The organism is Mesorhizobium sp. M0028 (assembly GCF_040323855.1).
GTDB lineage: Bacteria > Pseudomonadota > Alphaproteobacteria > Rhizobiales > Rhizobiaceae > Mesorhizobium.
Genome location: NZ_JAMYVG010000001.1, coordinates 409,856 through 422,844, shown reverse-complemented (window position 1 = coordinate 422,844; position 12,989 = coordinate 409,856). Strand labels below are relative to the sequence as shown.

18 protein-coding genes and 1 pseudogene are annotated in these 12,989 nt (G+C 60.7%); 15 read left to right on the top strand and 4 right to left on the bottom strand.

What is annotated here, in order from left to right:
- Positions 1-40: 40 nt before the first annotated feature.
- Positions 41-652 carry a pyridoxamine 5'-phosphate oxidase family protein gene (locus tag NKJ93_RS02055; protein WP_352587261.1) on the bottom strand — a complete coding sequence of 204 codons (612 nt, stop codon included), beginning with the start codon at positions 650-652 and terminating at the stop codon, positions 41-43.
- Between the two features lie 149 nt (positions 653-801).
- Between NKJ93_RS02055 and NKJ93_RS02050 the strand changes: the two genes are divergently transcribed.
- Both NKJ93_RS02050 and NKJ93_RS02045 read left to right on the top strand, forming a co-directional pair.
- On the top strand, positions 802-975 hold the full coding sequence (locus tag NKJ93_RS02050; protein ID WP_352587258.1) for a hypothetical protein: 174 nt from the start codon (positions 802-804) through the stop codon (positions 973-975).
- Positions 976-990: 15 nt separating this feature from the next.
- A pseudogene (locus tag NKJ93_RS02045) lies at positions 991-1,230 on the top strand (nuclear transport factor 2 family protein); the annotation flags it as partial.
- A 22-nt stretch (positions 1,231-1,252) separates the two neighbouring features.
- On the opposite strand, the gene NKJ93_RS02040 reads toward NKJ93_RS02045, so the two are convergent.
- Positions 1,253-1,606 carry a gamma-butyrobetaine hydroxylase family protein gene (locus NKJ93_RS02040; RefSeq protein WP_023717628.1) on the bottom strand — a complete coding sequence of 118 codons (354 nt, stop codon included), beginning with the start codon at positions 1,604-1,606 and terminating at the stop codon, positions 1,253-1,255.
- A 198-nt stretch (positions 1,607-1,804) separates the two neighbouring features.
- Here NKJ93_RS02040 and moaA point away from each other — a divergent pair, with 198 nt between their 5' ends.
- Entirely contained in the window at positions 1,805-2,800 is a 996-nt protein-coding gene (gene moaA / locus NKJ93_RS02035; RefSeq protein WP_352494639.1) for a GTP 3',8-cyclase MoaA, read from the top strand.
- Between the two features lie 109 nt (positions 2,801-2,909).
- Complete coding sequence (locus NKJ93_RS02030) at positions 2,910-3,332, top strand: hypothetical protein (RefSeq protein WP_352547224.1); 423 nt, start codon at positions 2,910-2,912, stop codon at positions 3,330-3,332.
- Between the two features lie 43 nt (positions 3,333-3,375).
- Here NKJ93_RS02030 and NKJ93_RS02025 read toward each other — a convergent pair whose 3' ends face one another.
- On the bottom strand, positions 3,376-4,035 hold the full coding sequence (locus NKJ93_RS02025) for a hypothetical protein (RefSeq protein WP_352587256.1): 660 nt from the start codon (positions 4,033-4,035) through the stop codon (positions 3,376-3,378).
- A 260-nt stretch (positions 4,036-4,295) separates the two neighbouring features.
- Here NKJ93_RS02025 and NKJ93_RS02020 point away from each other — a divergent pair, with 260 nt between their 5' ends.
- The 11 genes from NKJ93_RS02020 to NKJ93_RS01970 all read left to right on the top strand — a co-directional run bounded on the left by NKJ93_RS02020 (position 4,296) and on the right by NKJ93_RS01970 (position 12,466).
- Entirely contained in the window at positions 4,296-4,652 is a 357-nt protein-coding gene (locus NKJ93_RS02020) for a hypothetical protein (protein WP_023717633.1), read from the top strand.
- Positions 4,653-4,773: 121 nt separating this feature from the next.
- Positions 4,774-5,694 (top strand): DMT family transporter, encoded by a 921-nt coding sequence (locus NKJ93_RS02015; RefSeq protein WP_023717634.1) that lies wholly within the window; start codon positions 4,774-4,776, stop codon positions 5,692-5,694.
- Between the two features lie 65 nt (positions 5,695-5,759).
- Positions 5,760-6,389 carry a molybdenum cofactor guanylyltransferase MobA gene (gene mobA, locus NKJ93_RS02010; RefSeq protein WP_352482600.1) on the top strand — a complete coding sequence of 210 codons (630 nt, stop codon included), beginning with the start codon at positions 5,760-5,762 and terminating at the stop codon, positions 6,387-6,389.
- On the top strand, positions 6,386-6,895 hold the full coding sequence (gene mobB / locus NKJ93_RS02005) for a molybdopterin-guanine dinucleotide biosynthesis protein B (protein ID WP_023717636.1): 510 nt from the start codon (positions 6,386-6,388) through the stop codon (positions 6,893-6,895). The genes mobA and mobB overlap by 4 nt, the downstream gene beginning before the upstream one ends.
- A gap of 212 nt (positions 6,896-7,107) precedes the next feature.
- On the top strand, positions 7,108-7,890 hold the full coding sequence (locus NKJ93_RS02000) for an ABC transporter substrate-binding protein (protein ID WP_023717637.1): 783 nt from the start codon (positions 7,108-7,110) through the stop codon (positions 7,888-7,890).
- 118 nt (positions 7,891-8,008) lie between these two features.
- Complete coding sequence (locus tag NKJ93_RS01995) at positions 8,009-8,722, top strand: ABC transporter permease (RefSeq protein ID WP_352587253.1); 714 nt, start codon at positions 8,009-8,011, stop codon at positions 8,720-8,722.
- Entirely contained in the window at positions 8,719-9,642 is a 924-nt protein-coding gene (locus tag NKJ93_RS01990; protein ID WP_352587250.1) for an ABC transporter permease, read from the top strand. Before NKJ93_RS01995 ends, NKJ93_RS01990 begins: the two co-directional genes overlap by 4 nt.
- A gap of 64 nt (positions 9,643-9,706) precedes the next feature.
- Positions 9,707-10,576 carry an NAD(P)-dependent oxidoreductase gene (locus NKJ93_RS01985; protein ID WP_352587247.1) on the top strand — a complete coding sequence of 290 codons (870 nt, stop codon included), beginning with the start codon at positions 9,707-9,709 and terminating at the stop codon, positions 10,574-10,576.
- Positions 10,577-10,585: 9 nt separating this feature from the next.
- On the top strand, positions 10,586-11,290 hold the full coding sequence (locus NKJ93_RS01980; RefSeq protein WP_352587245.1) for a DNA alkylation repair protein: 705 nt from the start codon (positions 10,586-10,588) through the stop codon (positions 11,288-11,290).
- Positions 11,250-11,831, top strand: a complete 582-nt coding sequence (locus NKJ93_RS01975; RefSeq protein WP_352587242.1) for a GNAT family N-acetyltransferase — start codon at positions 11,250-11,252, stop codon at positions 11,829-11,831. The genes NKJ93_RS01980 and NKJ93_RS01975 overlap by 41 nt, the downstream gene beginning before the upstream one ends.
- A 62-nt stretch (positions 11,832-11,893) precedes the next feature.
- Positions 11,894-12,466, top strand: coding sequence for a DUF3299 domain-containing protein (locus NKJ93_RS01970; RefSeq protein WP_352587239.1), 573 nt, complete (start codon positions 11,894-11,896; stop codon positions 12,464-12,466).
- Between the two features lie 11 nt (positions 12,467-12,477).
- On the opposite strand, the gene NKJ93_RS01965 is transcribed toward NKJ93_RS01970, so the two are convergent.
- Positions 12,478-12,969: an Lrp/AsnC family transcriptional regulator gene (locus tag NKJ93_RS01965; RefSeq protein ID WP_006333679.1), complete on the bottom strand. Its 492-nt coding sequence runs from the start codon at positions 12,967-12,969 to the stop codon at positions 12,478-12,480.
- Positions 12,970-12,989 lie beyond the last annotated feature (20 nt).

The window sequence follows — 12,989 nt, the reverse complement described above, 5'->3', positions numbered from 1 at the left end:
CCAGTGCTTCACCACCAAATTCCCTCACCACCAAATTTCTTCACCACATCGATTTTTTCGCGCGCTCCGGCCATTCCCTGTCGTAGACCTCGCCGTCGATGTTCTTGCGGCTGGTGATTTCCAGGATTTGGCCGGCGGTCGGCAGCGATCTTGGGTCGACATGCCTTGCCGGATTCCACAGTTCCGATCGGTGAATGGCGCGGGCGCACTGGAAATAGACCGCATCGGCCTCGACGACCGTCACCGAGCGCGCCGGCTTGCCCTCGACTGCGAACGAGGCGCAGAGCGCGGGATCGGTGGTGATGCGGGCGCGGCCATTGACGCGCAGCGTCGTGCCGGAGCCCGGCACCAGAAACAGAAGCGCGACGCGCGGATCGCGAAGGATGTTCCTCAGCGAATCGGCACGGTTGTTGCCGCGCCGGTCCGGCATCATCAGCGTTTTCGGATCGTGGATGCGGACGAAGCCGGCGAGATCGCCGCGCGGCGAGCAATCCAGCCCTTCAGGCCCGCAGGTTGCGAGCGCAGCAAACGGCGAAGCTTCGATGAAGGCTTCGTATTCGGGAATCAGCTGGTCGAGCTCCTTGACCACCGACGCCTCGCGAGGCAGGCCATAGAGCGCTTCGAGTTGTTCGATGCTGGTGATCACGGACATGTTTTCGTCTCCAAACCTTTGCCGGCGCTACTCCAGACGCATGACATTTTCACGACACGATGCCCGTTTGTCGGTCATCAGGAAACGGGTGTCGAGGGACCGCGAACAAGCGCAAACCGCTTTCGTGCTGACAGAAACGGAGGTCAAAAATGGAGAAACCGCTCGGCCGGCGACGCACCGCCATGGAACTTATTGAAAACATGTTCAATGTTGAAATGCGTTTCCTGCAATCAGGGTCGGAGAGCCTCGATATGCTTGCAAGCGCATTTCATGTCGAGATTGTCGTGCATGAGCCTCGCTCCCTGCCCTATGCCGGTGACTGAAACGGCCTCGACGGCGTTGGCGCCCTTTTCCGCAAGATGCGGGAAATCTGGAGCGACGTGGCGGTGGAGGACCTCCAGGTCGCCCAAAACGATGACATGGTGTTCATGAGCTGCACGCTTTCGCTGACATCGCGGGCCAATGGTGCAACCATCAAGCAGCCGTTTGCCGAAGTCTTGCGCTTCAAGGATGACCGGCTGATCGAAGGCACGCCGTTTTATCACGACACCAGCGAGATACTGGCGATGCTGCGTTGACCGGAGCGTCCCGCGAAATCAGTCAGCGGTCGCGGCTCAGCCCCTTCTCTTCCAGCTCGGCGAGATAGGCGGCCCAGCGTGCATCCTTCTCATGACCCAGCGTATGCAGGTAATTCCAGGTGAAGATGCCGGTGTCGTGGAAATCGTCGAAGGTGATGCGCACGGCATAGTTGCCGACCGGCTCGATCTTAAGGATCGCTACATTGCGCTTGCCGGGAACGGTGACGCGCTGTTCGGGCGAATGGCCCTGCACCTCGGCCGACGGCGAGGCAACACGCAGCAGCTCGGCTGGCAATTCGAACGGCTGATGGCCCGGAAAGGTGACGGAAAGCAGCTTGCGGTCCTTCGAGACCCTGAGTTCCTTTGGCGCTGTCATGCTGGTGGATCCTGCGGAAGACAGCCTTCCCTACGCCGCTTCGCGTTGAGGGAAAAGGCCGCATGGAAAGTTCCGACATGATCTGTCGGCGTCGGGGTGTTACCGCAGATCGCGAGCTTCTATCTTGAATGGCAAGTTGGCTCGCATCACATAGCCATATATAACGAAGCCGTTCACGGCCACGGGAAGCGCATAAGCATGGATATGATCGATCCTTTCGGTCGCACGATCACCTACCTGCGCGTGTCGGTCACCGACCGCTGCGATTTCCGCTGCACCTATTGCATGGCCGAGGACATGACGTTCCTGCCCAAGAAGGACCTGCTGTCGCTGGAAGAGCTCGACCGGCTTTGCACGGTCTTCATCGAAAAGGGCGTGCGCAAGCTCCGCCTCACCGGCGGTGAGCCGCTGGTGCGCAAGAACATCATGCATCTGGTGCGCCAGCTTTCGCGGCATCTCGAGAGCGGTGCGCTGGAAGAGCTGACGCTGACCACCAACGGATCGCAGCTTTCACGCTTTGCCGCCGAGCTCGCCGACTGCGGCGTCAAACGCATCAACGTCTCGCTCGACACCCTCGATGCCGACAAATTCCGCCAGATCACCCGCTGGGGCAATCTGGATAAGGTCATGGACGGCATCGACGCGGCGCAGGCGGCGGGGCTGAAGGTAAAACTCAATGCGGTGGCCTTGAAGGACTTCAATGACGCCGAATTGCCGGAAATGCTGCGCTGGGCGCATGGCCGCGGCATGGATCTGACGGTCATCGAAACAATGCCGATGGGCGAGATCGACGCCGACCGCACCGACCAGTATTTGCCGCTGTCGCTGCTGCGCGCAGCACTCGAGCGCCAGTTCTCGCTGAGCGATATTCCCTATAAGACCGGTGGCCCGGCCCGCTATGTCCACGTCGCCGAGACCGGCGGGCGGCTCGGCTTCATCACGCCGATGACGCATAATTTCTGCGAAAGCTGCAACCGGGTCCGGCTGACCTGCACCGGCACGCTTTACATGTGCCTCGGCCAGGAAGATGCAGCCGACCTGCGCGTACCACTGCGTGCGTCCGAAGGCAACGAGCTGGTCGCCGACGCCATCGACGAAGCAATCGGCCGCAAGCCGAAAGGCCACGACTTCATCATTGATCGCCGCACCAACCGCCCATCGGTGTCGCGGCATATGAGCGTCACCGGCGGCTGATTTGTCACCGATTTCGTGCAAGAATAATCGCCTTGGCATCGGCTTCGAGGCAAGGCTCATGCAGCGGCTTTTTGCAATCCCGACGTTTTTCGGAGTGATGGCGGGGACCATGGCAGTTGCCGCGCCACTCACCTATACGAACGAGCGCTTCGGTACCGTCTGCACCTTTCCGGATGAGATCTTCACTCTTCGCCAGCCTGAGCCGGACAATGGCGATGGACAACAATGGCTCACGGCTGATGGCGCCAGCCTGATCTGTTCAGGCATCCTCAATATCGATGATGAAACTCCGACAGCCTTCGTCTCCGCCCAGAGGGGCAGCAAGGAACCTGGCTACAAGATTACCTACAGCAAGACCGGCAAGGACTGGGCGGTGCTGTCGGGCATCAAAGGCGAGAACATCTTCTACGAACGCCGCCTGTTCGGAAAAGACGGTGTCATCCGTACGGTCTGGATCGACTATCCGCCAGCCTTGAAATCGAAATACGACCCGCTTATCGGAGCGATCGCCGGCAGCCTCAGGGGACCGTGAGCATCCGGCGACCTCGGAACATATTCGCAACCCGTTGTTTTTGCTAACGAGTCACGGTTGACGCGTGTAGTCGTATCGTACGGCAGCCGCTGCCATTGGCCTGAAGGAAATGCTGCTCGGCCACTTCGTGATTGTCGCCGTCCCTGGAAATGACGAAATCGGAGGCAGTGAACCGCCCTTCGACCTCGGGCCCGAAGCCGACGAAACCAAGCGGCTCGAAAAGCAGCGAAATCTTGCCGTCCTCCTCGCCACCAAAACTCCAGGCGGGCATGATCCCTGCCGGGAAACGGGTATCCATCGAGACATACTTCCAGCGGCCCTCCACGCGGTCATAGCTCAAATAGGCTATCCGCTGGAAGTCTGGGATTTTCGACCCGGGCGCCGGTCGCATCACCTCCTGCATGAAGGGGCCGATCATCGTACGCTCGGCCACCAGCCCGGTCATCACAATCGGCTGGGCGCCGGGCGTTGGCCAGATCGTGTTGACGACGGACCATTTCCCGACGCGGCGAGCGAGTTCATCCGCTTCGTGACCCGGCGTGGACATCCGTTCGACTGCCGACGCCGAAGCGCCGTTCTCGGCGAAGGCAGGCGCCATCGCCATGAGGATAACCGCCAGTGCAGAAGAGAACCGGGAAGCCGACGAAACGTGCCGCCTGCTGCCTGTGCCAAGCATGTCCGCATTGCCTCGTGCATTCATCATGGACCACCTCCCCAGACAAGATCAGAAGCCTACAATGACCAATTTGGTGAATCTTGCCGAGCAAATTTGATCTCGTCGAAAAATTTTCCTCGAGCCGCAGTGTGATCGATTTGCCCTCCGAACCCATCCTTTGGAACGGCACATTTCGGGATCACACCCAGAAAAGGTCTTGTCCGCAAACGGTTACCGGATTTACCGCAAGCCCGTTCGGGCCTAGCCTCTGCTCTGGAGCGGTTCTTCGCCCAGTGGGGGAATACGATATGCACAAACTCATTCTTTCTGTTGCATTGCTCAGCTTCGCGGCCCTGCCCGCGGCGGCCCAGTCGATCGGCGGCACCTATGCCGTGGCCGGCACCAACTTCGATGGATCGTCCTATGGTGGCGACGCGACGATCACGCTGACCAGCGAGACTACCTGCACGATCCATTGGGAGACAGGCGGCTCGTCCTCGGACGGCATCTGCATGCGCAACGACGATGCCTTCTCCGCCGGCTATGTCATGGGCAAGGCGGTTGGCCTTGTCGTCTACAAGGTGCAGGAAGACGGCTCGCTGCATGGCCTGTGGACGATTGCCGGCAAGGAAGGCAACGGCACCGAGGTGCTGACGCGCAAATAAGCCTGCCGCTCTTGCGAGGTAGATGTCACGGGCCACAGAAAGGCTGTGGCCCAGCCCTTTGACGTTGCTGTTTTGCGGGTGCCTGCTAGACGCTTGCTGCAGGACTCACCCGGTAATCGCCTTGCCTCTTTCGCCAAATCTGCGCGGCGCGTTGTTCATGATGGTGGCCATGATTGGCTTCACCCTCAACGATGCAATCACCAAATTCTCGTCGGAATCGATGAACATGGCGCAGGTCATGCTGATCCGCGGCGCCTTCGCTTCGCTTTTCGTTGCCCTGCTTGCGTGGCAACGCGGCGCGCTTGCCCGGCCTGGCTCGATGCTGCAGCCGACGGTTGCGCTGCGCGTCGCCAGCGAGGCCGGCGCCACGGTGTCGTTCCTGGTTGCTCTGGCACATCTTCCGATCGCCAATGTGTCCGCCGTGCTGCAGGCGCTGCCGCTGGCTGTGACGATGGGCGCCGCGCTTGTGTTCAACGAGGGCGTCGGCTGGCGGCGCTGGCTGGCCATTGCCGTCGGTTTTGCCGGCGTGCTGATCATTGTGCGGCCGGGCTTCGAAGGGTTCAGCATGTTTTCTCTGCTGGCACTGGCTAGCGTGGCATGCTGCGCGGTGCGCGACCTCGCCACCAAGCGGATTCCGCAGGCAATTCCGACATTGCTGGTGTCGACCGCCACCGCTCTTGCCATGACCGTTCTGGGCGCAGCATTGCTTTCGCCGATGGGCGGTTGGACGCCGATGACGGGAAAAAGCACGGCATTCCTGGCGCTGGCGGCGGTGCTCGTGCTCATTGGCTACCAGTTCATCATCATGGCGATGCGGGTGGGCGATATCTCCTTCATCGCGCCGTTCCGCTACACCGCCCTGCTCTGGTCGATCCTGCTTGGCTTCACGATCTTCGGCGATGTCCCCGATCTGCCGATGATCGTCGGTGCCACGATCATCATCGCCTCAGGCCTCTATGCGCTCTACCGCGAACGGATCGTCGGCCGGCGAAAGACAGCTGCCGAAAGCGCTGGACCGGACATGGCGCCGGACGGCATATAGGCGCGACCGTTGACGACCGTCTGATTTGAAAACTTGATTTTGGTCATAGGGTCTAGCAGCAAACGATGGGCCGAGATATCGCAGGGATCATTCTGGCCGGCGGCCGGTCGAGCCGGATGGGCGGCGGCGACAAGACGCTGCTTGCGCTTGGCGATGGGACCCTGCTCGACCGTGTCGTTTCGCGCCTTGGCCCGCAGGTCGGCCCGCTGGCGCTCAACGCCAATGGCGATCCGGCACGGTTTGCCGCGACGGGGCTTCCCGTGCTTGCCGACACCGTCAAGGGTTATGCCGGGCCGCTTGCCGGGATCCTGACCGGCCTCGAATGGGCTTCCGACACCACTTGCCAGGCGCTGGTCACGGCTGCAGGCGATACGCCTTTCCTGCCCAAGGATATGGTCGAGCGGCTGCTCGCGGCAGCCTATGCACGCCCGGGCTCGATCGCCGTTGCCTGTTCCGGCGGCAAACGGCATCCGACGTTTGCGCTCTGGCCGCTGGGGCTCGACCAGGCCTTGCGCCAATTTCTCGTCGAGGAAGACAACCGGCGCGTTTCGGCGTTCATCGACCGGCACGGTTTTGTCGAAGTGGATTTTCCCATCCTGAAATCCAGAGGGGCCGAGATCGATCCCTTCTTCAACATCAACACTCCCGACGACCTTGCCCGGGCCGCGCATCTGTTGCAGAGCATCGAGCCATGAACAGACGTATCTTCGGCATCACTGGCTGGAAGAACTCCGGCAAGACGACATTGACCGAAAAGCTGGTAGCCGAACTCGTCCGGCGCAGCTGGAAAGTGTCGACTGTAAAACACGCCCATCATGATTTCGACATCGACAAACCTGGAGCGGATAGCTTTCGCCACCGCCAGGCGGGAGCGATGGAGGTGGCGATCGTGTCGGGCAGGCGCTGGGCGCTGATGCACGAATTGCGTGGCGAGGACGAGCCGACGCTGGAGGCGATCCTGTCACGGCTGGCACCCTCCGACATCGTGCTGGTCGAGGGCTACAAGCGCGAGGCGCACAAGAAAATCGAGACGCGACGGCTCGAGGCCAAGGACCGGACACCGCTCTCGGCAGGCGATCCACACATTATCGCCGTCGCCTCCGACTTTCCCATTGTCGGCGAAGACTTGCCGGTCTTCGATCTCGACGACACGAATTCGATAGCCGACTTCATCGAACGCGCCACCGGCCTGACGCGCTGAGACTGCGGCCGCGGGGAGCTTCCCGCCACTTTCTCTCCATTTAGGCGTTTGACCCAGCGTCACCGTTTTCTGAACATGACCTTCCCTCAAGCGGCGGTTTTGCAGTTGCTTTTTCTTGGGAAAGAATGGGAGTATCGCGCCAGCGGGCGGTCAAAAGCACCGCCCACAGAGCCGTTCGGGAACGACGGCCGGGACCAACAGAGAGGACCATTATGCGTATTGCACTGCGTATCGCGCTCGCCGCATCGGCTGCGCTGCTGACGCTTGGCGTTGCCCAGGCCCAGGAAAAAACCTTGAGGATCGGCACCGAAGGAGCGTATCCGCCATTCAACAACCTCACCGCCGACGGCCAGCTCGTGGGCTTCGATATCGATATCGCCAAGGCACTGTGCGACGAGATGAAGGTGAAGTGCACTTTTGTCGCGCAGGACTGGGACGGCATCATTCCAGCCCTTCAGGCAGGCAAGTTCGACGCCATTGTCGCGTCTATGTCGATCACCCCGGAACGCGCCGAGAAGGTCGACTTCACCCACAAATATTACAATACGCCGCCGGCAATCGCCGCGCCTAAGGACACTGATATCAAGGGTGTCACCAAGGAAGATTTGGCCGGCAAGACGATCGGCGTGCAGGCATCCACCACGCATTTCAACTATTCGACCAAGACTTACACCGACAGCACCGTCAAGCCGTATCCGACCGCGCAGGAATACCAGCTCGATCTGGCCAATGGCCGGCTCGATGCCGCCAATGACGACATCGTCGTGCTGCAGCAATGGCTGGATTCGCCGGACGGCGCCTGCTGCAAGCTGGTCGGCACAATCAAGCCCGTCATCGAAATCCACGGTCCGGGCGCCGGCATTGCCGTGCGCAAAGGCGAGACCGACCTGGTCAACCAGTTCAATGCGGCGATCGACGCGATCCGCGCAAACGGAAAGTACAAGGAAATCAACGACAAATACTTCAAATATGACGTTTACGGCGGCGAGTCCTGATCGACCGACATAGGACAACGTGAACGGCGGGAGATTCCCGCCGTTCTTATAAGGATGCCGCGCACGAGGGGTGACGCGGTTCGGGCCGCAAAGAGCCTTAAGGAGAACAGGCAGGCGGATGCAGAGCGCACTGACGCTTCTCAGTTGGGGACCCGAAGGCTGGCTCGACGACATCGCCGCGGGTGTGTTTGTCACAGTATGTCTTGCGCTGGCCACGCTGCCCTTCGGGCTGACGCTCGGCTTTTTCGTGGCGCTGGCCAAACAGTCGGAAGAGCCGTCGCTGAGACTGGCCGGGAACATCTACACCACGATCTTTCGCGGAATACCCGAACTGCTCACGCTGTTTCTGATCTTCTTCGGCATCCCATTAATCCTGCAATACATTGTCCGGCTGGTGAGCCCCGGGACATCGGCCGACGTCAACAGCTTCGTCGCCGGGATGATCGCGCTGTGCTTCATCTTCTCCTCTTATTCCAGCGAGGTGTTTTTATCCGCCTTCCGCGCGATTCCAAAAGGGCAATATGAGGGAGGCTATTCGGTTGGCCTGTCCATCGGCCAGACGATGCGGCTGATCGTGCTGCCGCAGTTGATCCGCATCGCATTGCCGGGACTTGCCAATCTCTGGCTGATCCTGCTCAAGGACACCGCGCTCGTCTCGGCCGTCGGCCTCAACGAGATCCTCCGGCAGAGCGGGGTTGCCGCTCGCGTCACCAAGCATGCCTTCCTGTTTTACGGTTTTGCCGGCCTGATCTATCTCCTGCTGGCGATCGTCTCCTCCTTCGGCATCAATGCGATCGAACGAGCGGTTGGCGGCAGCGAGGTCAAGAGATGAGCCTGGCCACCGACACGCTGAAGGTTGACCGGCCGCCGCCGCCCGCACGCGGCTGGTCGCGCCAACGCATCCTCGGCCATGTCCTGGTCGGCCTGTGGATCGCTCTCGGCATTGGCATGGTCGTCTACCTGGTCGCTGCCTGGAACCCGGAGTTCTTCCAGAAATATGCACCCGGCTACATATCCGGCCTCGGCATCACCCTGTTGCTGGTTGCCATCTCGATTGTGCTTGGCGCGATCCTGTCGGTGCCGATCGCCTATGCACGTATGTCGAACAATCCGATCCTTTCGGGGTTCGCCTATGCCTATGTCTATTTCTTTCGCGGCACGCCGCTGTTGGCGCAGACCTTCCTGGTCTACTACGGATTGGGCTCCTTCCGGCCCCAACTTCAGGAAGTCGCGTTGTATCTCCCGGTTGTTAGTAGTTGGCTTTCGGTCCCGCTTGGAGATTGGATTTCAGTCAGTATCCCTCTGGGGCTGACGCTCGAGCGGCTTACTCTTTGGGACTTTTTTCGGGATGCGTTCAACTGTGCGATCTTTGCCTTTTCGCTGAATACGGCCGCGTACCAGGCCGAGATTTTGCGTGGCGCGATCGAGAGCGTGCCGAGGGGCCAGTGGGAAGGTGCCGCCTCGCTCGGCCTGCACAAACTGCAGACGATGTGGAAGATCATCCTGCCGCAGGCGCTGATCGTCGCGTTGCGCCCGTATGGCAACGAGATCATCCTGATGATCAAGGGCTCGGCAATCGTCGCCATCATCACGGTCTACGATTTGATGGGCATCACCCGGCTCACCTATGCGCGCACCTTCGACTTTCAGTCGTATATCTGGGCGGCGATCATCTATCTGGTCATCGTCGAAACATTGCGCCACGGCGTCGAGTGGATCGAACGGCGTATCACCATCCATCTGCACCGCTGACTCCCATCGCCTTGCCTGATCCGATAAGAAGGCCGCAAAGCAGGTTTCTAAGGGATTCGAAAACATGGCTTCGGTGGCATTTCTCGGTCTTGGCGTCATGGGTTATCCGATGGCCGGGCATCTCAAGAACAAGGGCGGTCACGACGTCACTGTCTACAACCGCACCAGGGCCAAGGCCGAGCAGTGGGTTGCCCAGCATGGCGGCAGCTTCGCAGTGACGCCGGCAGAGGCGGCCGAGGGCAAGGACTTCGTTTTTTCCTGCGTCGGCAATGACGACGATCTGCGCTCGGTGACGACCGGCGCCGGAGGCGCCTTCAATTCCATGAAGAAAGGCGCCATCTTCGTCGACAACACCACGGCATCGGCCAAGGTCGCGCGCGAACTGGCGCAGCAGGCGCAAGCGCTCGGGTTTTCGTCCCTCGACGCTCCGGTCTCCGGCGGTCAGGCAGGCGCTGAGAACGGCGTGCTGACCGTGATGGTCGGCGGCGAGCCCGACGCCTTCGACAGGGCCAAGCCGGTCATAGATGCTTATGCCCGCATGGTCGGGTTGATGGGACCGGCAGGGGCTGGCCAGCTCACCAAGATGATCAACCAGATCTGCATCGCCGGCCTCGTTCAGGGACTGGCCGAAGGTATCCATTTCGGCAAGCAGGCCGGGCTCGACATCGAAAAGGTGATCGAGGTGATTTCCAAGGGCGCGGCCGGTTCCTGGCAGATGGAGAACCGCCACAAGACGATGAATGCCGGCAAATATGATTTCGGCTTCGCCGTCGACTGGATGCGCAAGGATCTTGGCATCTGCCTCGCCGAGGCCGACCGCAACGGCGCCAAACTGCCGGTGACGGCACTTGTCGACCAGTTTTACAAGGACGTGCAGGCGATGGGCGGCAAGCGCTGGGACACGTCCTCGCTGCTGGCGCGGCTGGAGAAATAGGATTTCACCGTGGCCGAGCTTTCGCCTCAATCCAGCGCCGACGAAATCGTCGCTCATCTGCGCTCGATCGCCTCGGAGGAAAATCGCCTTGGCATGCTGCGCTACGGCATCAAGATCGAACGTGCGCTCGGTATCTCGCATGGCGTGCAGCGGCAGATTGCCAAGAAGATCAAGCGCAACCATGACCGTGCCTTCGAGCTTTGGCAGACAGGCATCATGGAGGCGCAGTTCATCGCCTCCGTGACCGCCGATCCAGAGCGGTTCTCCGCCGCGGATGCAAGACGATGGGCGGCGACTTTCGACTCGTGGGATATCGTCGACGGGGTCTCCGATCTCTTTGTCGATACGGATTGCTGGAAGGAACTGATCGCCGAATTCGCGGTCGACGAACGGGAATTCGTTCGGCGCACGGCGTTTGCGATGATGGCTTGGTCGGTGGTCCACCGGAAGAAGGAACCCGAGGCGACCTTCCTCGAATTCCTGTCGATCATCGAAGCGCATGCGACCGACGGCCGCAATTTTGTGAAGAAGGCGGTGAACTGGGCGCTTCGTTCGATCGGCAAACGATCGATGAATTTGCACGGCCCTGCCCTTGCCCTGGCGCAAAAACTAGCGGCCTCGACAGACAGGACTGCGCGCTGGATCGGCAAGGACGCCGTGAAGGAACTTTCCGATGCCAAGACGCTCGAACGGCTCGCCGCCAGAAAAGCTTGACCTGAGCAAAGTGCGCTTCACGGAGGTGACGCAATCGACGCGCGCTGATTTCGAAAACCTGTTCGAGCAACCCGGCGGGCCGAAATATTGCTGGTGCATGGCCTGGCGCAACCTCGACCGCCGCGAGCATGTCGAGAACGACGAGAAGAAACGCGCGATGATGGCGCTGATCGACGCTGGCACGCCGGTCGGCATTGTCGCCCAGATCAATGGCCGGACCGTCGGCTGGTGCTCGGTCGCGCCGCGCGAGACCTACCGTAGGCTGTCGCGGCAGCAGGACGATAGCGAGATGGGCATCTGGTCGATCGTCTGCTTCTATGTACCGAAAGCGCTGCGCGGCGGCGGGCTGGCAAGCGCATTACTCGACGCGGCCATCGATCACGCCTTTGCCAAAGGCGCCAGGACGATCGAAGCCTATCCGGTCGACCAGGCGTCGCCGAGCTACAGCTTTATGGGTTTTCGGGACACGTTCGCCGCCCGCGGCTTTCGCGAGATCGGCATGACCGGCTCGCGCCGGCATGTGATGCGGCTTGAGCGTTGACCTGTGAGGCAGCGGCAGCTTTACTTGATGTCCGCAGATCAAGGCTCAACGGCGGAGCAGCGATGAGCAACCGTTTTAAATCAGGCACGATCATGGCAACTGCCTTGTTGGCGTCCGCGATCGCGGCAAGCGCTTCCGCCGGAACCATGCATATTTTCTGGAAGGATCTGCGCCCGGCGACCCAGGCAGCCGCCGAAAGCGTCGGACTGCCAATGATCGCGGCCAAAATGCCGGATCATGGCGAAACGCTCTCTCACGATTTGCAGGACCAGACCGTGCAGCTCGCGGGCTACGCACTGCCGGTCGATCGCGACGGTGATCTCGTCTATCAATTCCTGCTGGTGCCCTGGACAGGGGCCTGCAGCCATATGCCGACGCCGCCGCCCAACCAGATCGTCCTCGTTACGCCTGCGCAACCCTACCGGATGTCCGAGGCCTACCAGCCGGTTTCGATAACTGGCGCACTAGAGCCAGGCATGGAGAAGAGCCAGCTTTTCATCCTTGATGGCGTCAGTGTCATCCAGTCGGGCTACACTGTGCGCAAGGCCGAGGTGGTCAACGTCGACACCGTGCCGGACACGATCACGCTGCCGGTCAACTCGCCCTGGACTTTCCTCAACAAAAAGAAGAACTAAGCAGAAGAATCTCAAGCGGCGTTGGCGCCGGACTCCTTGTCGAGCACCATGTAATCCAGCGGCATCTCGGTGGTGTATTTGATCTGCTCCATGGCGAAGGAAGACGACACGTCGCGGATCTCGATCTTGGCGATCAGCCGCTTGTAGAAGGCGTCGTAGGCGGCGATGTCGGGCACCACGACGCGCAAGAGATAGTCGACATCGCCGCTCATGCGGTAGAATTCGACCACTTCGGGAAATTCCTGGATGACCTCCGAAAAGCGCCGCAGCCATTCATGGCTGTGCGAGTTGGTGCGGATCGACACGAATACGGTGACACGCACATTGACCTTTTCATGGTCGAGGATGGCGACGCGCCGCTTGATGACGCCCTCTTCCTCGAGCTTCTGGATGCGCCGCCAGCACGGCGTCGTCGACAGGCCGACCTTCTTGGCGACGTCGGCGACCGCAAGCGTCGCATCCTCCTGCAGGAGGCGGAGGATTTTTCTATCGAGGCGGTCCATTGGGTGCTCCCCCTGATGCA

What these genes read in the sequence shown, in the direction of transcription:
- NKJ93_RS02020 (WP_023717633.1), top strand. Translation starts at nt 4,296, where the DNA reads ATGCACAAACTCATTCTTTCTGTTGCATTGCTCAGCTTCGCGGCCCTG.
- NKJ93_RS01970 (WP_352587239.1), top strand. Translation starts at nt 11,894, where the DNA reads ATGAGCAACCGTTTTAAATCAGGCACGATCATGGCAACTGCCTTGTTG.
- NKJ93_RS01985 (WP_352587247.1), top strand. Translation starts at nt 9,707, where the DNA reads ATGGCTTCGGTGGCATTTCTCGGTCTTGGCGTCATGGGTTATCCGATG.
- NKJ93_RS02000 (WP_023717637.1), top strand. Translation starts at nt 7,108, where the DNA reads ATGCGTATTGCACTGCGTATCGCGCTCGCCGCATCGGCTGCGCTGCTG.
- NKJ93_RS01990 (WP_352587250.1), top strand. Translation starts at nt 8,719, where the DNA reads ATGAGCCTGGCCACCGACACGCTGAAGGTTGACCGGCCGCCGCCGCCC.
- moaA (WP_352494639.1), top strand. Translation starts at nt 1,805, where the DNA reads ATGGATATGATCGATCCTTTCGGTCGCACGATCACCTACCTGCGCGTG.
- NKJ93_RS01965 (WP_006333679.1), bottom strand. Translation starts at nt 12,969, where the DNA reads ATGGACCGCCTCGATAGAAAAATCCTCCGCCTCCTGCAGGAGGATGCG.
- mobB (WP_023717636.1), top strand. Translation starts at nt 6,386, where the DNA reads ATGAACAGACGTATCTTCGGCATCACTGGCTGGAAGAACTCCGGCAAG.
- mobA (WP_352482600.1), top strand. Translation starts at nt 5,760, where the DNA reads ATGGGCCGAGATATCGCAGGGATCATTCTGGCCGGCGGCCGGTCGAGC.
- NKJ93_RS01995 (WP_352587253.1), top strand. Translation starts at nt 8,009, where the DNA reads ATGCAGAGCGCACTGACGCTTCTCAGTTGGGGACCCGAAGGCTGGCTC.
- NKJ93_RS01975 (WP_352587242.1), top strand. Translation starts at nt 11,250, where the DNA reads ATGCCAAGACGCTCGAACGGCTCGCCGCCAGAAAAGCTTGACCTGAGC.
- NKJ93_RS02030 (WP_352547224.1), top strand. Translation starts at nt 2,910, where the DNA reads ATGGCAGTTGCCGCGCCACTCACCTATACGAACGAGCGCTTCGGTACC.
- NKJ93_RS02040 (WP_023717628.1), bottom strand. Translation starts at nt 1,606, where the DNA reads ATGACAGCGCCAAAGGAACTCAGGGTCTCGAAGGACCGCAAGCTGCTT.
- NKJ93_RS02025 (WP_352587256.1), bottom strand. Translation starts at nt 4,035, where the DNA reads ATGATGAATGCACGAGGCAATGCGGACATGCTTGGCACAGGCAGCAGG.
- NKJ93_RS02055 (WP_352587261.1), bottom strand. Translation starts at nt 652, where the DNA reads ATGTCCGTGATCACCAGCATCGAACAACTCGAAGCGCTCTATGGCCTG.
- NKJ93_RS02050 (WP_352587258.1), top strand. Translation starts at nt 802, where the DNA reads ATGGAGAAACCGCTCGGCCGGCGACGCACCGCCATGGAACTTATTGAA.